Here is a 21,872-nt window from a genome sequence, read left to right as displayed (position 1 = left end):
TTAATTCTTTGGCTGTTAGACTGAAGTCTAGTTTAAATTCCCTAATAAGCGATTTTTGTTATTGGAAATAGTGACTTGAATTGATATTTGTGTAATTAAGCGTTGATTTTACAGTGCTTCCCTTGAAATGAGCTAGCCGACAAGAATAGAAAAAGCCCAAACAATGGATGTTGTTTGGGCTTTTTGTTTTTCTCAGTACAGTGAGAGCTTTAATCGAACGACTAGAAAAGGTTTTTGTCGCGTACTAGCTCTCTTGGTAAGCCATTCTTCACTCGGTTACCTACCCATTTACCAAGGCCGATGATTGCGCCGTTGTATTTTACTAGCACTTCGCCTTTGCCGGACAAGCCTTCTGGGCGAACGTCTCGGCCCATGAACCATTCTCGAGCATCTTCGATGCTGAGGTCTACAATGTTAGCTTCATTACCTGTCGCGAGTGTTGTCGCGACTTGGTGTTGCCATCGGTAACCTTTTTTATGGGTTTCAGCGATCTTGATGCCCATACGAGAGAAACGGAATGCACCGATCATAGGCTCAAGCGCCTCAGGGAATAGCCAAACGTCTTTATCTCGGATCCAAACTTGAGTATCACTTGGTAGTTCGATATCGAGAGCACTAAGCAGTTGTTCAGCGATTTCTTGCTGAGCTTTCTTTGACGCTTTTTCAAATGGGAATTTACCCATGCGTTTTTTAACTTCTGGTGGAGTCACAGACGCTAGTTTACGGATACGTGCAACAAAGAAACCTTCCGAGTCATATACCTGAGGGAAGATGTGAAGAAAGCCTTCTTCAGTAGTCGTTGCTTTTGCGTTGTCGAACAGTGATTCAAGAGATTCAAACTCAACCGCATCACCAAAGGTTTCTTTTAGGTGATAGCACACTTGTTGGTTCTCTTCAGTGCTTAACGTACATGTTGAGTAAACCAAAACACCATTAGGTTTAAGAGCATGGAATGCACTTTCAATCAGGTCTTTTTGCGTGTCAGCAATATCGACTACAGATTGATACGTCCAGTTCTTCATCGCATCAGCGTCTTTACGAATGGTACCTTCGCCAGAGCAGGGTGCATCCAGCAAGACAGCATCAAACTGTTCTGGCAACCAACCACCGAAAACTCGACCATCGAAGTTACTGAGTGCGGCATTACGAACGCCACAACGTTCGATGTTGGCGTGAAGGACTTTTACACGGCTAGCAGCGTATTCATTGGCAACCAACACGCCACGATTATTCATTAGCGCAGCGATTTGCGTTGTTTTAGATCCGGGTGCAGCAGCAGTATCTAGCACGGCTTGGTAATCAGCTTCGCCTTGGAAAAGTGCCGAAGGTGGCATCATAGAACTGGCTTCTTGGATGTAGAAAAGACCAGACATGTGTTCTGCCGTATTACCTAGAGGCGCTTCACTTTCATCGGCTGTAATCCAAAAACCCGTTTCACACCAAGGTACAGGTTCCAGTTCCCAGCCTTTCTCTTTTGCTCGTACTAGGAAGTCTTCCACACTGGTTTTCAGTGTGTTGACTCGAATACTTTTACGAAGTGGTTTTTGGCATGAGGCAACAAAAGAAGCCATATCTAGATGACTAGGCATGATCGCTTCGATGTGCGTTAGGAATTCTTCAGGAATATATACGTTAGCGTGCAAAAGAGTATCTCGAATTATTGCATTAATGCGGGGAGTTTAAAGCAAAATGAGGTCGTCCTAAACCATATTTACGGCAAACAACAAAAATGCAGCCGAATGGCTGCATTTTGATGAAGAATTAATCTTCGTTAAGCTGTATTAATTTGCATGGAGCTTCTGAGGATTCACTCTATGGACGAGGAATCGCGGTTCTCCATGATTTCCACTCATCTTCTGCTTGAGGGTATAGGTAGAAAGACTGATCTTCGCTTGCCACAGGCTGAAGTTCACTCGTCGGTGGCGTTGAGAAGGTAATTCCGCCTCTTAATAAACTGTCTACCGTTCCTGCTTTGATGTTTGCACCAGAGAGGCCGATAGAAACATCGACACCCGACACGTTCCAGAACACAGTGTTTGCGCGGATCAGATACGCGTAGTCAGGTTCTATTTGAATCGTAGAGATGATACGGTCAGCAAACTCGCCTAGTTGAACATCGATAACACTACCGATTTCTAGCTCACGGAATAGGATAGGCGTGCCTTCAGACACCGAGCCTCGCGTTTCGCTTTGTAGCTGGAATATCTTGCCTTCAGGCTGCACTGGTCCTTTGCTAAGCTTAAATTTCGTACTTCTGTCACCATTGCCCGGATCTACGTTGATGTGCTTAGAGAGAAGCGCAGAGACGTTTTTGATGCCATTAAGGCCGATCTCAGGTTCTGCCAACCAGAAGTGACTGTTGGCCACGGCAATCTTGTCAACGTACTCAGGTAAGATTCGCGCGGTAATTTCAATGCCGCCTTTATTGAAGTTAGGAATCACCAAAGTGACCTCACCTACAGTGACACCTTGGTATTTGATCGTCATACCCTTGCTGACTTCTTGATCGCCAGAAGAGGTAATCGTAATTGCGCGGCCAAATTTTCGAGCGGATTTAGAATCTTTGTACAGCTTCCACACATTGCCAAGCTTATTGTCTATACCGGGAAGCGAATCAAAAGCAATACCACCTTGAATTAGCGTTTTAACGGGTGCCGCTTTAATACTAATACCCGATAGCGAAGCATCAATCTCAACGCCTGAGCGGTTCCAAAAAACGGTATGTTTATTGAGTAAGTGCGTGTAACGATTTTCGATCGTGACTTTGATTCTTACACCACCATCTGCAAGCTGAAAATCCGAAATACTACCCACTTGTAGGTTACGGTAGAGCAGTGGGCTGCCTTTAGAAATTGAAGGTAACTCACTAGCAAATAACGAAAGCGTCTTTGAGCCTGACTGATTAAACTTAGCGATTTCTGCTAGCGACTTGCTTTGGAAAAGCTGGTAGTCAGTTCGAGCTTCAGGTTTACCTTCACTCACAAAGCTGATCGAGCCAGTAAGAAGCTGTTTTGCCGGTGGAACAGTAACACTTAGACCTGATTCGGTCAGCTCTGCGGTCGCACTGCCTGTCACAAAGAAACGGTTGTGACTTTTGATCAAGTGCGCATATTCGTTATCGATAAGCGCATCCATAAACACTTCGTGCTTGTCAGAGCCAGTGCCAACACCATCAACTAAGCCAACTTGAATGATAGAGCCAACGGCAATGCCTTTGTAGAGCAGTTGTGTACCGACATCCAATCCGAATGAATTGTTTGAGGTTAAGCGAATCGCGACTGACTTTTCTTGTTCCTGACTGAACTCGTTTTTACGAATCGCAGTAAATCGACGCGCCTTTTCACCTTCGCCCGGTACCAAGGTTAAAAAGTTACCTGTCACTAAGTTGGCAATGTTCTTCATACCAGTGAGTGACAGTTCAGCTTCTTCTAAAACGAATTTACTGCCGCTATTTAAAAAGTCGCTGAATGCCGGTTGGATAGCTGCAGATGCGACCACGTTTTCGCGACCTTCGCTTAAAGATAAATCAGTGATCTGGCCGATTTCAATGCCTCGATACATGATCGGAGCGCCAGTTGCGCTGATCTTGTTGTCATCTGGCACGGCGATCTTTATAGAGATGCCACGACCAGCGGTTTTCAAATCTGGGTAGAGCTTGAACTTGGTGTTCATCTCGACGGGCTGACCTTCTCCGGGAGAGTCAACCGCAATTGAACCGCCAAGCAGCGCGCTTAGGCTTTCTAAGCGCACATCGACGCCTGAAAATCCAATACTTGCACCTAAACCACTGACATTCCAAAAACGGCTTTGGTCGGTAATGATATGGCTGTATTCATCTTTAATCGACGCTTGAATCGTAACGGACTTGGCGTTGTCGTTTAACTGGTAGTTGTAAACCTCACCAATTGGAATTTTACGATAAACGATTTGAGAGCCAACAGACACACCACCCAGATCTTTGGTTGTCAGTGAAATGTTCAAACCTTCAGAAGCGAGTAAATCAGAAGGGGACGATTCTAGGGCTTGGAAAACGGTTTCTGGTTCTTCTTTGGTTTCGCTAGGATGAATAGCAATGTAGTTACCCGAAACAAGCGCGTCTAACCCTGAGATACCAGACAAACTCGCCGTTGGTTTTACGAGCCAGAAACGTGTGCCCTTTGAAAGTAACTTTTTCGCTTCTGGGTAGATGTCAGCATCGACATAGATGCTCGATAAATCTTTGGACAAGGTGATGTCGCGCACCATACCCACCTCTAAGCCTTGGTAACGAATCGTTGTTCGACCTGCGACCAAACCTGCGGCATCTGAGAAGTATATCTGCACACGTTGCCCTGCATCGTGTATCGATTTCATGACCAACCAACCGGCTAAGGCGACGGTTAATATCGGCAGAATCCACAAAGGTGAGATGCCTTTGTTTTTTCTTACTTCTGGTGAATATGACGTTTGTGATTGGTTATCGTTGTTCATTCACTGACTCATCTTTAGAGGTGTAGTTATCCCAAATTAGCCTAGGATCTAAGCTTTCCGCTGCCAGCATCGTGAGAACAACAACGACACCAAAAGCGACTGCACCATAACCTGGTGTAAAGTTTAAAATTTGTCCACGGTCGACCAAGGTCATCATGATCGAAATAACGAACAGATCCATCACCGACCATTTTCCCACCCACTTCACAATGAAATAGATGGTCATGCGCTGCCTGTGGTAAACCGCGCGCTTCATCTTGATACAAATTAAGATGTACGTTAGGCCAAGTATTTTCGCAACAGGCACGACGATACTGGCAATAAAAATGATCGCTGCGATGCCATACATGTCGCTATTGATCAGCGAAGCGACACCAGAAATTATCGTGTCTTCTAACCTTTGTCCGTTTGTAATAAGGATAGAAATAGGAATAACGTTGGCTGGTACGATAGCCACTGACGCAGCAAACAACAGAGCCCATGTTTTCTGTATAGAGTAGGGCTTACGGTGATATAAGTCATGGTGACAACGTACGCAAGTATGACCTTCAGGTTGAGAAAGGTGGCAGTTGTGGCAGTGTACGTTCTTACTTTCTACAAAAGAGTAATCAGACTCTTGAGCCCAAGCTTCCCAATAGCGACGCACACTGATACGGCTTACCAGTAATACACTGAAAAGCTGCAATAAAATCAATCCAACTAAACCAGGGCCGACAAAAATATCTGAGTAATCCTGCAGTTTGAAGCATGAGACAGCCAAACTTACCAGAAATACATCCAACATCATCCAATGCTTTAATGTCTGGATGATGGATAACGCAAACCTAAATGGCGTGAAAATCTTAAAGCGCAGTGCTGCATGAGTGACGAGTACAGAGGTGCAAACGAGTAACGGGGCGATCGAACTGCAGAATAGGATGAGTAGGCCTAATAGAGGGAAGCCTTCACCCATTAAAGTAAAGACACCTGATGGTAACGTCGCAGGTATCATGACGCCAATCAGACGAATACTGATAAATTCAAAAAAGTGTGAGGGAATAAATAGCAATAAGCAGGTAATCGCGATTGCTAGGTTTCCAGACAGGCTAGGTGTACCGCCTCGGTAAAGCTGGGTGCCACACCTTGGACAATATGCGGATTTCCCCAGAGGGATGTCCATTTTATCAACGGGGAGTTCGCAGCCTTGACACAGACGTACAGAGCTGCTATCGCACTGGTGCTCGGTTCTTAACGGAGACTTAGTTGCTAACGGAGACTTAGTTGTCAACGGAGACTTAGTTGTCAACGGAGACTCAGTTGACAACTGGTGCTGAGTCGATAAAGAATTGGTTTCGGATGGGGAGGTCACGCGACCTCCCAAGTTGAAACACTAATCAGACTTTTAAGCTGATTTAAATGCCTAGAACTACACTGATTTAAGTCCCTAGAACAATAAACATCAGGCGTGCGATTGCACACTGCCATAGAGTGTTTGATATAGTCCTTGTTGTTCAACCAATTCACCATGCGTTCCCGTCTGTGTGACTTGCCCATCTTCTAAAACATAGATTAGATCGGCCTGTTTCACCGCTGATAATCGATGAGCCACTATTAAAGTTGTGCGATCTTTCAAAAACTCGCTTAGTGCTTTATGCAGTGCTGACTCTGTTGCTGTATCCAGTGCAGATGTCGCTTCGTCAAGAATAACAAACTTAGGATTACTCAGCACCATGCGGGCGATCGCTAAGCGTTGTCGTTGACCGCCAGACAGTCGAACGCCATTCCTACCAATTTGCGTATCCAAGCCATTACTCAGCTGTTTGATAACATCTTGCATTTGAGAGACTTCAAGCGCCCGCCACAACGACATTTCATCGTATTCAGCACCAAGGGTCAGATTATGCCTTAATGTATCGTTAAAGAGTATAGGTTGTTGTAAAACAACGGCAATTTGACTGCGTATTATGTCAAAGCTGATGTCGTCCGTTGTTTCACCATTAAAGCGTATACAACCAGAGTCGGCTTGATAAACCCCAATTAACAACTGGATCAACGTTGATTTACCACCACCGCTTGCACCCACTAGGGCGACTTTTTTCCCTGCTGGAATGTGTAGCGATAGCCTGTTTAAAACAGTGTTTTCTAATGTGTAAGAGAATGTAACGTCTTCAATGTCGACTGTCACTTCTTTATGGTCATCAAAAGGGTTTACCTTGCTAACAGGGCGATGTTCTTCTTCTAGTTGCAGTAGGTCGTTAATACGTTGCAGCGCTGCTTTCGCGCTATACCAAGAGAATTGAATCCCTAGCAATTCTTGGACAGGGCCTAACATGAACCATAAATAGCCGAATACCGCAAAAATCTGACCTATCGTCAAGTCACTGAACAACACCATTAGCATGGCGACGGCTCGGAACAGTTCGAAACCTAATAAGAACAGTAGAAACGAAACACGGCCGGCAGCTTCCGATTGCCAAGCGTATTTATCAGCATCGATTCTTACTTGGTTTGCTTGAACTTTAAGTTCATCAAGAAAGATACGCTCCTTATTAGCGGCTCGGAGTTGATAGATGCCATCTAAGGTTTCCACTAAGCGATTCTGAAAACGCTCAAAAGACTGGTTCTCATATTTTTTGAGGTGTTTAACTCGGCTGCCGAGTTTACGAGAAAAATAAATAACAACAGGATTGACCAGTAAGATAAATAGCCCAAGTCGCCACTCTAACCATAGTAGGACGATAGCGGTTCCGAATACCGTTAAGAAACTGATGATAAATTTAGAAAGGGTCGAGCCAATGAACTTATCAATGGTCTCTATGTCTGTAATTAGGTGGGCATTAATACCGCCGCTGCCCTTGGTCTCATATTGTCGGATGCTAATACGACCAAGTTTATCGATCATCTTGCTACGCATCTGGTAGGTGATCGTTTTGGAAACCAAAGTAAATTGGCGACCTTGTAGAATATTCAGCGCTTGGCTGGCCGAGCGCATTAAGATAACCAACAAGAGAGTAAGCGCAATATAACCAGTCGGCGTTTGCAATGAGACTGGAAGTAGATGATTCATCATCTCTAACCCTGAAGCTGGCTTATCAAGCAAAACTTCATCGACCATGAGTGGCATAAGCAGAGGGATAGGGACGCTAATCAGGGTTGCAATAACGGCAACAAAGTTAGCAAACAGTAATTTGGACTTGTGTTTTTTTACTTGAGTTATCAACCAAGAACGGCTAATAGTGTCTTCTGAATTGTTCATTGTAATGAGAATAAGTCCTATTTAGTTTGATGGCCGCATTTTACTGCGTTCTCTTGATAATGGAAGTCTCAATTTAATTGGAAGTTAATATGAAAATAGAACATTACCAACGCTTAACCAAACAAGCCGTTGCATTAATTGAATCTGAAACCGATCTAATTGCAAATCTAGCAAATATTAGTTCATTATTATTCATGGAATTGGATGAACTGAATTGGGCGGGTTTCTATTTAATGAAGCAGGATCTAGCTAAGGAAAAAGACGAACTAGTACTGGGTCCATTCCAAGGTCAACCTGCTTGCGTTCGAATTCCGGTAGGGCGTGGTGTGTGTGGAACTGCGGTTGCGACAAACACAGTTCAGCGTATTCATGATGTGCATGAGTTCGAAGGTCACATCGCTTGTGACGCTGCAAGTAACTCAGAAATCGTTATTCCATTCTCTATCGATGGCAAAGTTGTGGGCGTTCTTGATATCGATAGTCCAAATATTGGTCGTTTTTCTCAAATTGATGAAGACGGATTGACATTTTTTATGGCTGAAGTGGAAAAGGTGCTTAATTCGCACGCGAACAAGGCATAAATTATTCTCTTACTGTGGTTTTTCCCAAGCATCTCTCTATAATACGTAAAAATATTTTCTTAATGCTCGCGGAAAACCGCAAAAACCAGGAACCCACATGGAAAACACTGAAAAGTTAAAAAACAGCAAAGAAGTTATCGCATATATTGCTGAATGTTTCCCTAAATGCTTTACTCTAGAAGGTGAAGCAAAACCACTTAAAATTGGTATTTTTCAAGATCTTGCTGAACGTCTAAATGAAGACGAAAAAGTAAGTAAGACTCAGCTTCGTGCAGCGTTAAGACAGTACACATCATCATGGCGTTACCTGCACGGCGTAAAAGCTGGCGCAGATCGTGTTGACCTAGACGGCAACACGTGTGGCACGTTAGAAGAAGAGCACGTTGAGCACGCTAAAGCTACACTTGCAGAAAGCAAAGCGAAAGTTCAGGCTCGTCGTAAAGAACAAGCACAGAAAGCTCGTGAAGAAGGCAAAGCGAAAGCTAAGGCGAAGAAAGCTCAACAGCCTCGTCGTCAAGCGCCTAAAGCACCGAAAGTAGAAAAGCCTGTAGAAACACGCGCTTTGAACGCTGACGAATTCATCGCTGGCAAAGAAGTAAATGTGAACATGGGTACAGGAAACATGGCTGCGACCATTGTTGAAATCAATAAGGAAGATGTGCGTGTTCAGTTAGCAAACGGCCTACAAATGGTTGTTAAAGCGGAGCACTTGCGCGCTTAAAGGAGATACTCCTACGCATGAAATGCCGTTCAAAATTGACACTGATTGCTGCTAGCTTTTGTCTAGCAGCTTCAGCTCAGGCTCTTGAAGCCAAATTAGATCAGGACGATTTACCTTTACTCGTTCCTGAGGCCCAACACGAAACTGCTAGTAAACGTGTTACTTCTCGATTTACTCGTTCTCACTATAAACACTTCAATCTCAACGATGATTTCTCTCAAGCTATCTTTAATCGTTATTTAGAGATGCTGGATTATAATCGTAATATCTTCACTCAAGCTGATATTGACTCTTTCTCCTCATCATCTGTTCAAATTGATGATCAGCTGAAAGCGGGTAATAACCAGATTGCTTTCGATGTTTATAATCTTTCTATGCAGAAGCGTTTTGAACGTTTTCAGTATGCGCTGTCTTTGCTAGACACTGAGATTAAGTTTGATACCGATGAAAGTATTGAGCTCAATCGCAATGAAGCGGAATGGCCGAAAGATATCGCCGAAGTGAATGAGCTTTGGAGGAAGCGTGTTAAATACGATGCGTTGAACCTAAAACTTACTGGTAAAGAGTGGCCAGAGATTCAAGAAGTTTTGGAAAAGCGTTACAACAATGCGATGAAGCGTATCACGCAATCGCATAATGAAGATGCTTTCCAAATCTACATGAACGCATTTGCGCGTGAAGTTGATCCTCACACCAGCTACCTTTCTCCAAGAAATGCAGAGCAATTCCAATCAGAGATGAATCTATCTTTAGAAGGTATTGGTGCTGTACTTCAGATGACTGACGACTACACCGTTATTCGATCTCTCGTTGCTGGTGGCCCTGCGTCAAACAGCAAACAATTGAGCGACGGCGATCGTATTGTTGGTGTCGGTCAAGATGGCGAAGAGATTGTTGATGTTATCGGCTGGCGTTTAGACGATGTAGTGCAATTAATCAAAGGACCGAAAGGGACCAAAGTTAAGCTACAGATCCTGCCAGATGGTAAAGATGCAAAAAGTCACGTTGTCACAATTGTACGCGATAAGATTCGTTTAGAAGACCGCGCTGTTAAATCAGAAGTTATCGAGAAAGATGGCAAGAAGATTGGTGTACTAGAAGTACCAAGCTTCTATGTTGGTCTTTCTAAAGATACAGACAAACTGATCACTGAGCTTAAAGGGCAAGGTGTTGAAGGCATTATTGTTGATCTGAGAAACAACGGTGGTGGTGCACTCACTGAAGCAACTGAACTCTCTGGTTTGTTTATCAAAGAGGGACCCGTTGTTCAGGTGCGTGATAGCTACGGTCGTGTCAAAGTGAACAGTGATACTGATGGCGAAATTAGTTACCAAGGCCCACTAACGGTATTGGTCAATCGCTACAGTGCTTCAGCCTCTGAGATCTTTGCGGCAGCGATGCAAGATTACGGTCGTGCAATCATTCTTGGCGAAAACTCTTTCGGTAAAGGAACGGTGCAACAACATCGCTCTTTGAATCATATCTATGATTTATTCGATAAAGAGTTGGGCTATGTTCAATACACAATCCAGAAATTCTACCGAATCAATGGTGGCAGTACGCAAAACAAAGGTGTAGTACCTGATATTGCTTATCCAACGCCAATTGATCCTGCTGATACTGGTGAAAGTGTTGAAGATAATGCTCTGCCTTGGGACAGTATTGATAAAGCAAATTATTCAGTATTACAGCGTAACGATGAAGAAATAATTGCTTTGACTGCCCAACATCAAGCTCGCATTGCTACTGACATGGAATTCGGCTTTATCGCGCAAGATATTGAAAAATATAAGGCAGATAAAGACGATAACGACCTTTCTTTGAATGAAAAGGTACGTCAGCAAGAAAGCGATGATGCGGATACGCTTCGTCTAGATCGTATCAACCAACGTCAAAAAGCAGCCAAATTAGAGGCATTTAAAACGTTAGATGATATTCCTAAAGACTATGAAGCCCCGGATGCTTATCTTGATGAGTCTGTTGCTATCATGCTGGATATGATCAAGAAATAGAGCAAATACCTGTTAAAAGGTGATTGTTTAAAGATGCACAATTTAAAAAGCGAGCCTCGGCTCGCTTTTTTTGTGTCTATGATTTGAAAGGAATACCTGATTGTAATCGTTGAGATTGTCGCAAAGAACACTCAATACTCAGGGTTATTTAGCTCTATTTTGCGTCGAATAATGACATTTAAGTTACTTTGCACTTAAAATTTAGTGACTTGGATCATATTTTTTCGCTTTCTATTCATTACGTGCCTAAGCTTAAAGAAAACGAGGGGGCGCGTATGAAATGGATTCTACTATTTTTATCTTGTTTAAGTTTTGTTGCTTTTGGAAGTGAGGTCGCTTCGAGCGATCAACAATCAAAAAGTGATAGCAACCTATCTCATTTTGACCTTCCTCTGTTGCTTGGTGATTGGTATTTGATGAACCCAGATCCTGAACAAGGCACTGAAAATTTTAGAGCAATTAAGCTGACTCTCGACTCAAACTACTCTTTCTCTATTGATATTCAGAAGAAAGACTACAGTGTCGACCATTGGGAAGGTTTGTATAACGCTAATGAAGACACGATTATTTTGGGATTAAATACTTCTGAGCCTCAGGTTTACGCTTACAGCAGTAATCACAATATGTTGAATCTTAACGGTGTTATGTTCACCAAAGCCTTGCCCAACGCCCTGGCAGGAATATGGTCAAGTGCCGAACTGTCCGGAAGCGATTTGCGTGCCAGTAACATTCAAAAAATGGATTTAGTGCTTCAGCCTGACTTTATCTTCATGTTCCGAGTGTCCGATGAAGAAGGGGGAGAAGTCATTCGTCGCGGAGTGTATTACACCGAAGGCGACCAATTAGTATTGCTGTATGAAAATGGCGAACACGGTACTCGTTACACATTGAACAGTGATGTGTTGACGCTTCAAGGTGAAGAAGGAGACATGTTTGCGGTGCTTAATCGCATTCGTTAAGCACTATATCTCGCCGTAAAGTCGGGCTCGTTGATAATATGGTTCACAGTTCATTTCTTAGCCGTTCCTGTCTGATTTGATTGATAAAATAGCAAAACATGGAGGCATTTTCCTACAATGCCTCCTTTTTTCAATATTCCCCTTGTTTTATTGGCGCTCAACCTTTAGATATATACAGTTAAAAAATAATTACGTATAACGATCAAAAGGAACCCGTCATGGCACATACACCTCAAGCCAAGTATCGTAAAGATTATCAATCACCATCTCACACTATTTCTGAAATCGATCTTACTTTCGATTTGTACGATTCAGCATCCATCATTACCGCTGTTTCTAGTGTTAAGCAGGAGAAAGAAAGCTCGACATTAGTACTTGATGGTGAAGGCTTGAAGTTGGTGTCTGTTTTGGTAGAAGGTACGGAGTGGACGCAATATGAGCAGTCTGAAACTCTACTTACTTTGAATGACCTTCCGAAAGAATTTACGCTAACGATCGTGACTGAAGTCGACCCTGAAGGAAACAGTGCACTTGAAGGCCTGTACAAATCAGGTGGTGCATTCTGTACTCAATGTGAAGCTGAAGGTTTCCGTCGTATTACTTATTATATGGATCGCCCAGATGTGTTGGCGAAATTCACGACAACGGTCATCGCAGACAAAGCCGAAAACCCATTCTTATTAAGTAATGGTAACCGTGTAGACGAAGGCGAAGCTGAAAATGGTCGTCACTGGGTGAAATGGCAAGACCCACATCCAAAACCTGCGTACCTGTTTGCTTTAGTTGCGGGTGACTTCGACGTACTTCGTGATGCTTATACTACTCAATCTGGTCGTAATGTTGATCTAGAAATCTTTGTCGACAAAGGCAACCTCGACCGCGCAAACCACGCGATGGTTTCTTTGATTAACTCAATGAAGTGGGACGAAGAGCGTTTCAATCTTGAGTATGACTTAGACATCTACATGATTGTTGCCGTTGATTTCTTCAACATGGGCGCGATGGAAAACAAAGGCCTGAACGTATTCAACTCTAAATTCGTTTTAGCTAATGACCAAACCGCGACAGATACCGACTACCTAGGTATTGAAGCAGTAATCGGTCACGAATATTTCCATAACTGGACAGGTAACCGAGTCACTTGTCGTGATTGGTTCCAGTTGAGCTTGAAAGAAGGTTTAACGGTATTCCGTGACCAAGAATTCTCTTCTGATCTTGGCTCTCGCGCAGTAAACCGTATCAACAATGTTCGTATTATTCGTGGGCCACAATTCGCTGAAGATGCGAGCCCAATGTCTCACCCAATTCGTCCTGAAAAAGTGATAGAAATGAACAACTTCTACACGTTGACAGTATACGAAAAGGGTAGTGAAGTGATCCGAATGATCCACACATTGTTGGGTGAGGAAGGTTTCCAAAAAGGCATGAAGCTGTACTTTGAACGTCACGATGGCACGGCGGCAACATGTGAAGACTTCGTAGCGGCAATGGAAGATGCATCGGGTGTTGATCTGTCTCAGTTCCGTTTATGGTACAGCCAGTCTGGTACGCCGACGCTTTCTGTTGAAAGCCACTACGATGCAGGGAAAAAAGAGTACACGTTAACGACTCGCCAAGTAACAGCGCCAACTCATGAGCAAACCGAAAAGCAGGCTCTGCATATTCCACTAGATATCGAGCTATACACAGCGTCGGGTGATGTGATTGAGTTACAATGTAACGGTCAGCCAGTTCACAATGTATTAGATGTGAAAGAAGCGGAACAAACGTTTGTGTTTGAAAACGTTTCAGATCAACCGATCCCATCGCTACTTCGTGAATTCTCTGCGCCAGTGAAATTGGAATACGATTATTCAGATGAAGAGCTGATCTTCCTGATGGTGAATGCTCGCAATGAGTTCTCTCGTTGGGATGCGGGTCAAATGCTATTGGCTAAGTACATCCGCAGTAACGTTGAGAAGGTTCAACAAGGTCAAGAGTTTGAACTTTCAGCTTCTGTTGTTGATGCATTCCGTGGCGTACTGCTTAGTGATTCTTTAGAGCCAGCGTTTATTGCAGAGATGCTTTCTCTACCAAGTCATAATGAAGTGTCTGGTTGGTATGAGCGTGTCGATATCGATGCGGTTGCATCTGTATTGAAAGCGATGAAAGTGACGCTAGCGAAAGAGCTCGAAGATGAACTTGCTGCGGTTTACCACAGTCACGTACTAACAGAATACACGATTGACCATGATTCAATTGGTAAGCGAACTCTGCGTAAAGTTTGTCTAAGTTACTTGGCTCATACTGAAAAGGGTAATGACTTGGTTGTCGCTATGTACCAGCAAGCAAATAACATGACAGATACAATGGCAGCAATGGGCGCGGCGAACAGTGCTCAACTTCCATGTCGTGAAACTTTAATGGCGGATTACAGCGACAAGTGGAAACACGATGGTCTTGTCATGGACAAGTGGTTTGCTCTTCAAGGAACGAACCCAAGTTCAAACGCACTTGAAGTGATCAAGGCGTCTATGTCACACCAAGCGTTTAGTTTGAAAAACCCGAACCGCACTCGTAACTTGGTTGGTTCGTTCTTAAACATGAACCCGGTTCAATTCCATGACAAGTCAGGTCAAGGTTATGCGTTTGCTGGCGAGATCCTACGTGAGCTGAACAGCAGCAACCCGCAAGTGGCTTCGCGCTTGATTGACCCGCTGCTTAAGTTCCGTAAGTACGACGATGCCCGCCAAGCTCTGATCAGAAAAGAACTTGAGACGTTAAAGAACATGGGTAACCTAGCAAAAGACTTGTTTGAGAAAGTGACGAAAGCACTAGAGGCTTAAGCTCGCGCTCATTCACGTAACTGTTTGTTAATAAGCGGTTTGCTAATAAGCGGCTTGCTAACAAACGGTTTACTAATAACAAAAAGTCATCAGTGGTAGAGAATATCTGCCACTGATTTTTTTGTTTCTGGGTCATCGAATTTTCGATAAGCTAGACAAGTTTTCAAGCTCAGTTGTACAGTCAGACATCGTTAAGTGCCAAAAAACACTGGTGCTGTATATTTACACAGGTATTGTATGAATCGCTATATTTTCCAACTTAACATCTCATATCAGCAGTTTTTGGCCAGCTATTCTGGTGCGGCAAGTAAAGTCCAAGTGATAACGACCACTGGATTACGCCTACAGTTACCTGCAACTCGGTTCAGACCTTTTCTTACACAAATAGGGGTTAGAGGGCAGTTTAGACTGACAACTGACCAAAAAAATAAGTTTATTAAGTTGGAAGCTCTGTAAACCTTGGCGTGCCTAGTGAGTTAAAAGGAATCTTAATCACATAATCAAACATTTCACCTCTTACCACCTCCAAAACAATTAACTATTTCTCAATAATGCTTTTACAATAAATGAATGCATTACCTTTGCTTAACTCGTTAGTAGAAAAGAGCTCAACGGCTCAATTCAAACACCAGCTTAAGTAAGCCCCCTAATAATAAAATATAATTCTAATTGTGGAGTGTGACTATGACCGCACGTGAAACTGTGGTTCCAGTTTTACTTGAAAAAGTGTACAAACTGATTCAAGACAAACTTGACCTTGCTCATCGACCTCTCGTAACTCAACTTGCTCAACACTTGTTTAGTAACGTTTCTCACGACGACCTGACTCAGAGAAACGAATCCGATTTATACGGTGCTGTAGTTAGCTTATGGCATCACATCAATGAAAAGAAAGCCGACGAAATCTCTGTCCGTGTTTTTAACCCGACAGTAAGTCGCCAAGGCTGGCAATCGACTCACACTATCGTTGAGATAGTGGTACCAGATAGCCCATTCCTCGTTGATTCTGTAAAAATGGCATTAACTCGCCTCGACCTCTCTTCTCACCTTATGCTTCACAACCCAACACAAATCTCACGTTCTGATAAGGGAAGTGTTGTTGGTGTCAGCAACAATGAAGGTGCATTCCAGTCGCTTTTCCATATTGAGGTTGACCGTCTTAGTAGCAAAGCTGAAATGACAGCGCTTAAAACCGAGCTGTTGGATATCTTTACCGATACTGGCCTTGTGGTTAATGACTGGCTACAAATGGTAGAAAGACTTGAAGAAGTCACCAATCAAGTTGAACAGCAAAAAGAGACGATCCCAGTTGATAGCCAGCGTTTTGATGAAACTCTGGCGTTCCTTCGTTGGTTAGGCGAGCACAACTTTACGTTTATGGGCTACAAGGAATATGACCTTGTTTCTGTAAATGGCGACACGGAACTACAACCTACCAAGGAGCAAGGCCTTGGTTTGTTCGCAAATTCAGATCGCGTACGCAACGTTAAGCTGTCTGAGTTTTCTGACTCGGCACGCTTAGAAGCGAAAAAACCGTATGTATTGATCGTAACCAAGGGCAACACGGCTTCACGCATTCACCGCCCAGCTTACAATGATTACATCGGTATCAAGAAGTTTGATAAAAACGGCAAGGTCATTGGTGAGCACCGCTTTACCGGTCTTTACACTTCTGCCGTTTATAACCAGACCGTTGAAACCATTCCTCTAGTTCGCGAGAAAGTTGAGCGTATCTTAGATGCAAGTGGTTACCGTAAGGGTTCATACTCTTATAAAGCACTGCACAATATTCTTGAAAACTACCCGCGTGATGAACTGCTTCAAGCTCGAGAAGAAGAGCTACTTGAAGTGGGTACGGGCGTAGTGCAAATGCAAGATCGCGATCTTCTGCGTTTGTTCGTTCGAAAAGACCCGTTTGGCCGTTTCTTCAGCTGTATGGTTTACGTAACAAAAGATCGTTACAACACCGAGCTTCGTCGTCAAACCCAGCGCATCTTGAAGCAATACTTCGGTTGCGAAGAAGAAGTCGAATTCACGACATACTTCTCTGAAAGCCCACTGGCAAGAACGCACTATATTGTTCGTGTTGATAACAACAACATGGATGTGGACGTGAAAACAATTGAGCAAAATTTAATGGAAGTATCGTCTACGTGGGATGACCGCCTGTCTGAATCAATCGTTGCTAACTTCGGTGAGAGCAAAGGTCTTCCGTTATCGAAAGAGTACATGCGTGCATTCCCACGTTCGTACAAAGAAGACATGATGCCTGGTTCTGCTGTTGCGGATATCGAGCGTCTAGAAGCACTAAGTGAAGACAACAAACTGGGCATGCTTTTCTACCGACCTCAAGAAGAGGCGGCAGACTCTAAAGCTGTTCGTTTGAAATTGTTCTACCACAGTGATGAGCCGATTCACTTGTCTGATGTTATGCCAATGCTTGAAAACTTTGGTCTGCGCGTTATTGGTGAATCACCTTATGAAGTGCGCAAAACCAATGGGGTGACTTATTGGATCCTTGATTTCTCGATGCTACACAAGAGTGACAAGACGATTGATCTTCGTGAAGCTCGCGATCTATTCCAACAAGCCTTTGCTGCGATTTGGGCGGGTGAGTTAGACAGCGATGGTTTCAACCGCTTGGTATTGGGTGCAGGTCTTTCTGGCCGTGAAATCTCAATCTTACGTGCGTATGCGCGTTACATGCGCCAAGTTGGTTTCCCATTTAGTCAACAATACATTGAAGACACATTGTCTCATTACCCAGATCTAGCGAAAGGGTTAGTGAGCTTATTCGGCAAGCGTTTTGATCCTAAATTGAAGGGCAGCGCGAAAGGCCAACAAGATCTTATCAAGAAGATCACTGAGCAGTTGGATCATGTAGAAAGCTTGGATGATGATCGTATCATTCGTCGCTACATGGAAATGATCACAGCAACGCTTCGTACTAACTACTATCAGTTAGACGACAACAAACAGTCTAAACCTTGGTTGGCTCTGAAAATGAGACCAAGCGAGATTCCAGATATTCCAGCGCCGGTTCCTGCTTTTGAGATCTTCGTTTACGCACCAGACATTGAAGGTGTGCATCTACGTGGCGGTAAAGTCGCTCGTGGTGGTTTACGTTGGTCAGACCGTCAAGAGGATTTCCGTACTGAGATTCTAGGCCTAGTTAAAGCACAACAAGTTAAGAACACAGTAATTGTACCGGTTGGTGCAAAAGGTGGTTTCGTTTGTAAGCGTCAGCACATGATGTCTGGCCGTGATGAGATCTTCGCTGAAGGTCAACGTTGTTACAAGCGCTTCATCCGTGCGCTACTAGACGTATCAGACAACATCATTGAAGGCGAGGTTATCCCACCTAAGAGTGTTGTTCGTCACGATGAAGATGATCCGTACTTGGTTGTTGCTGCAGATAAAGGAACTGCAACGTTCTCAGATCTAGCAAACTCAGTATCTGATGAATACAATTTCTGGTTAGGCGATGCGTTCGCCTCTGGTGGTTCTAACGGTTACGACCATAAAGCAATGGGTATCACCGCGAAAGGTGGTTGGGAATCTGTTAAACGTCACTTCCGTGAAATGGGCATCAACTGTCAAACAACGGACTTCACCGCTATCGGTGTAGGTGATATGGCGGGCGATGTGTTTGGTAACGGCATGCTGTTATCTAAGCATATTCGTATGCAAGCTGCGTTTAACCACATGCATATCTTCATCGATCCGAATCCAGAATCAGCAGCAAGCTGGGTAGAGCGTGAGCGCTTGTTTAATCTACCTCGCTCAAGCTGGGAAGATTACAACAAAGACCTTATCTCTCAAGGTGGTGGCATCTTCTCTCGTCGAGCGAAGTCTATCCCTTTGACGCCTGAAATTCAGAAAATGCTGGGCACCAAGAAAGCTTCAATGGCACCGAATGACTTGATCAAATCGATCTTGTCTATGCAGGTTGATCTTCTTTGGAATGGCGGTATCGGTACATACGTTAAGTCTTCAAACGAGACTCATACAGATGTTGGTGACCGTGCAAATGACGTGCTTCGTATTGATGGCCGTGACCTGAAAGCTAAGGTTGTTGGTGAAGGTGGTAACTTGGGTATGACTCAACTGGGTCGTATCGAATACGCGCTAACGAGTGGCCGCGTTAATACTGACTTCGTTGATAACGTTGGTGGTGTTGACTGTTCGGATAACGAAGTAAACATTAAGATCTTCCTGAATGGCTTGGTATCTAATGGTGATCTAACCGTTAAGCAACGTAACCAAGTACTTGAATCAATGGAAGATGAAGTTGGCGAAATCGTACTAGACGACGCATATTGCCAAGCTGAATCTATTTCGGTTACTGAACATCAAGGTGTTGGCTTAGTAAAAGAGCAAATCCGCTTTATTCACACTATGGAGAAAGCAGGGTACTTGGATCGTGGTTTGGAATACATCCCAGATGACGAAACACTGCTTGAGCGTGAAAAGCAGGGCCAAGGCCTAACAAGACCAGAGCTTTCTGTACTTGTCGCTTACGGAAAAATGGTGCTTAAAGAAGATCTTGTTAGTGATGATATCGCTAATGATGAATTCCATGCTCAACAGCTTATGCAATACTTCCCAACAGCGTTACGTCGTAACTACTCTCAGCACATGGATAATCATCCACTACGTTCTGAAATCATTGCGACGGCATTGGCTAACCAAATGGTTAACGAGATGGGTTGTAACTTCGTCACTCGTCTGCAAGAAGAGACGGGCGCAAATATCGTTGATATTGCCAATGCTTACGCGGCATCACGTGAAATCTACGGTCTTGGCCATGTTCTGAAGAGCATTCGTGAACTGGACAATGTTTCAAGTTCTGAAGCTCAATATGAATTGATCTACCATGTTCGCCGTACACTTCGTCGCTTGGCTCGTTGGTTGTTAAGAAACCGTACCGGTAAACAGTCGGTGAAAGCACTGATTGAACTTTACCAAGGTGATGTTCTTACTATCACAGAGAAACTGGATGAAAACCTAGTGGCTTCTGAAGTAGAAGAGCATAACGCAATGGCACAGCTATGGATTGACCAAGGTGTAAACGCTGAGTTGGCTAATTCAGTCGCGCGTTTGTCTAGCTTGTACTCAGCACTGGATATATCCACAGTGGCTCGTGAGACGGGTAAAACAGTACAACAGGCGTCTAAGCTTTACTTCAATCTTGGTGACCGTTTGTCTCTGCACTGGTTCTTGAAACAAATCAATGGCCAAGCAGTAGACAACAACTGGCAAGCGCTGGCACGTGCAGCATTCAGAGAAGATCTGGATTGGCAGCAACGTCAGCTAACTGGTCAAGTGCTTAACTGCGGTTGTGCTTCAGACATCGATGTGATTAAAGCGCTTGATGATTGGATGGAAAGCAACTCGGTTTCTCTACATCGTTGGGAAAGCATCTTGAACGAATTCAAAGTGGGTTCGGTTCATGAGTTTGCTAAGTTCTCAGTAGCACTACGTGAATTGATGCTATTGAATCTAAACTGCATGTCAACAGACTAGCGATTAGATAAAAACGAAAATAAACAAGGGCAGGCCATTAGGTCTGCCTTTTTCGTTTGGCCGAACAATGTTATTTGACAGAAAAGTGTCATTTGGCTGAATAGTGAATGACGTGTCCAATCATATCGTTGAGTCACTTATGCTTGGTCAAGTTAGCTTATCCCTGGTCGAGTTAATCTATGCTCGTTATATGAATGATAGTCAAATGGGCCATTCACTGGAGGATACGGTAACGTTTGCTTAATAATAAACCTCTTTCGTTAGCAAACTCGATTATCTTACCCTTACAGACAGTAATAGATTGAATAGTTGGGTAAATAAGTAAATAATATCGCCCCGTTTACACGGCGCTTTTTTCTATCGGAGGCACAATGCTTTACCGTCTAGCCAGAACTGGCTTTTTCCAACTTGATGCCGAAAAGGCTCATGATCTTGCAATCCAAAATTTCAAACGCTTCACCGGCACACCTATTGATCTTTTGTATCGCCAACAATTACCTCACCGACCTGTAGAGTGCATGGGTCTTACTTTTAAAAATCCAGTTGGCCTTGCTGCCGGCCTAGACAAAAACGGCGAATGTATTGATGCATTTAGCGCAATGGGTTTTGGTTTTGTAGAAGTAGGGACTGTTACTCCTCGTCCACAAGCAGGTAATGACAAACCACGTCTGTTCCGTCTTGTTGAAGCCGAAGGTATTATCAATCGCATGGGCTTTAACAACCTAGGCGTAGATAACCTAATTGAGAATGTTAAGAAGTCTAACTATGACGGCATCTTAGGTATCAATATTGGTAAGAACAAAGACACGCCAATTGAAAAGGGCGCAGAAGATTACATTATCTGTATGGAGAAGGTTTACCAATACGCGGGTTACATTGCGGTAAATATCTCTTCACCAAATACTCCAGGACTTCGTTCGCTACAATACGGTGAAGCACTTGATGATCTGTTGTCTGAGCTAAAAACCAAGCAATCTGAATTAGAAGCGAAGCATGGCAAATATGTCCCGCTTGCTCTTAAGATCGCTCCGGATCTAAGTGATGACGAAATCAGCCAGATTTGTGAATCATTGATCAAAAATAAGATCGACGGTGTGATCGCAACCAACACGACATTGGATCGCAGTATCGTTGAAGGCATGAAGCATTGCGATGAAGCGGGTGGCCTAAGCGGGCGTCCAGTTCAATCTCGCAGTACTGAAGTTGTTCGCAAACTTCACCAAGAGCTGGGTGACCAACTACCGATCATCGGGGTAGGTGGCGTTGACTCTTACGTTGCTGCAAAAGAGAAAATGATGGCGGGCGCGAAGCTTGTACAAGTTTACTCTGGTTTCATCTACAAAGGTCCAGGTCTTGTAGGCGATATCGTCAAAAATCTATAGTTCGTAAAAACGATCTTAGTCCAAAGACTACAATCCGGCATCGTCTTAATAAAAGAGACACTGTAACTCACTGAGTTGTAGAGAAAAGCAATAAGAAAGAGGAATTCATTTCCTCTTTTTTTTTGCCTATCGCACAGTAAAATTACTGTAATTGAAGGTAA

General features: G+C 43.7%; 12 protein-coding genes. 8 read left to right on the top strand and 4 right to left on the bottom strand.

The window, feature by feature from the left end; genetic code table 11:
• Window positions 1-221: 221 nt before the first annotated feature.
• The 4 genes from rsmF to NX845_RS03670 all read right to left on the bottom strand — a co-directional run bounded on the left by rsmF (window position 222) and on the right by NX845_RS03670 (window position 7,705).
• Window positions 222-1,643: a 16S rRNA (cytosine(1407)-C(5))-methyltransferase RsmF gene (gene rsmF, locus NX845_RS03685; RefSeq protein WP_065682450.1), complete on the bottom strand. Its 1,422-nt coding sequence runs from the start codon at window positions 1,641-1,643 to the stop codon at window positions 222-224.
• A gap of 169 nt (window positions 1,644-1,812) precedes the next feature.
• Window positions 1,813-4,470 (bottom strand): MlaD family protein, encoded by a 2,658-nt coding sequence (locus NX845_RS03680; RefSeq protein WP_065682449.1) that lies wholly within the window; start codon window positions 4,468-4,470, stop codon window positions 1,813-1,815.
• A complete protein-coding gene (locus NX845_RS03675; protein WP_065682448.1) occupies window positions 4,457-5,830 on the bottom strand; it encodes a paraquat-inducible protein A in 1,374 nt (457 codons plus the stop codon). The genes NX845_RS03680 and NX845_RS03675 overlap by 14 nt, the downstream gene beginning before the upstream one ends.
• A gap of 78 nt (window positions 5,831-5,908) precedes the next feature.
• Entirely contained in the window at window positions 5,909-7,705 is a 1,797-nt protein-coding gene (locus NX845_RS03670) for an ABC transporter ATP-binding protein (RefSeq protein WP_017082219.1), read from the bottom strand.
• A gap of 89 nt (window positions 7,706-7,794) precedes the next feature.
• Between NX845_RS03670 and NX845_RS03665 the strand changes: the two genes are divergently transcribed.
• The 8 genes from NX845_RS03665 (at window position 7,795) to pyrD (ending at window position 21,711) form a co-directional block, all read left to right on the top strand.
• Window positions 7,795-8,286, top strand: a complete 492-nt coding sequence (locus NX845_RS03665) for a GAF domain-containing protein (protein ID WP_065682447.1) — start codon at window positions 7,795-7,797, stop codon at window positions 8,284-8,286.
• Between the two features lie 97 nt (window positions 8,287-8,383).
• Window positions 8,384-9,007, top strand: a complete 624-nt coding sequence (gene proQ, locus NX845_RS03660) for an RNA chaperone ProQ (protein WP_004733641.1) — start codon at window positions 8,384-8,386, stop codon at window positions 9,005-9,007.
• A 17-nt stretch (window positions 9,008-9,024) separates the two neighbouring features.
• Window positions 9,025-11,019, top strand: coding sequence for a carboxy terminal-processing peptidase (gene prc / locus NX845_RS03655; protein ID WP_004733642.1), 1,995 nt, complete (start codon window positions 9,025-9,027; stop codon window positions 11,017-11,019).
• Between the two features lie 275 nt (window positions 11,020-11,294).
• Window positions 11,295-11,978: a hypothetical protein gene (locus NX845_RS03650; RefSeq protein WP_004733643.1), complete on the top strand. Its 684-nt coding sequence runs from the start codon at window positions 11,295-11,297 to the stop codon at window positions 11,976-11,978.
• A 218-nt stretch (window positions 11,979-12,196) separates the two neighbouring features.
• Entirely contained in the window at window positions 12,197-14,803 is a 2,607-nt protein-coding gene (pepN, locus tag NX845_RS03645; RefSeq protein WP_260256537.1) for an aminopeptidase N, read from the top strand.
• A 237-nt stretch (window positions 14,804-15,040) separates the two neighbouring features.
• Window positions 15,041-15,259 (top strand): DUF2835 domain-containing protein, encoded by a 219-nt coding sequence (locus NX845_RS03640; RefSeq protein WP_004733645.1) that lies wholly within the window; start codon window positions 15,041-15,043, stop codon window positions 15,257-15,259.
• A gap of 228 nt (window positions 15,260-15,487) precedes the next feature.
• Window positions 15,488-20,329 carry an NAD-glutamate dehydrogenase gene (locus NX845_RS03635; protein ID WP_260256536.1) on the top strand — a complete coding sequence of 1,614 codons (4,842 nt, stop codon included), beginning with the start codon at window positions 15,488-15,490 and terminating at the stop codon, window positions 20,327-20,329.
• 371 nt (window positions 20,330-20,700) lie between these two features.
• A complete protein-coding gene (gene pyrD / locus NX845_RS03630; RefSeq protein WP_260256535.1) occupies window positions 20,701-21,711 on the top strand; it encodes a quinone-dependent dihydroorotate dehydrogenase in 1,011 nt (336 codons plus the stop codon).
• Window positions 21,712-21,872 lie beyond the last annotated feature (161 nt).

This window comes from Vibrio sp. NC2, from assembly GCF_025195005.1.
GTDB classification, from domain to species: Bacteria; Pseudomonadota; Gammaproteobacteria; order Enterobacterales; family Vibrionaceae; genus Vibrio; species Vibrio splendidus.
Note: the sequence above shows the minus strand (reverse complement) of the source record. Positions and strands in the feature narration are given on the sequence as shown.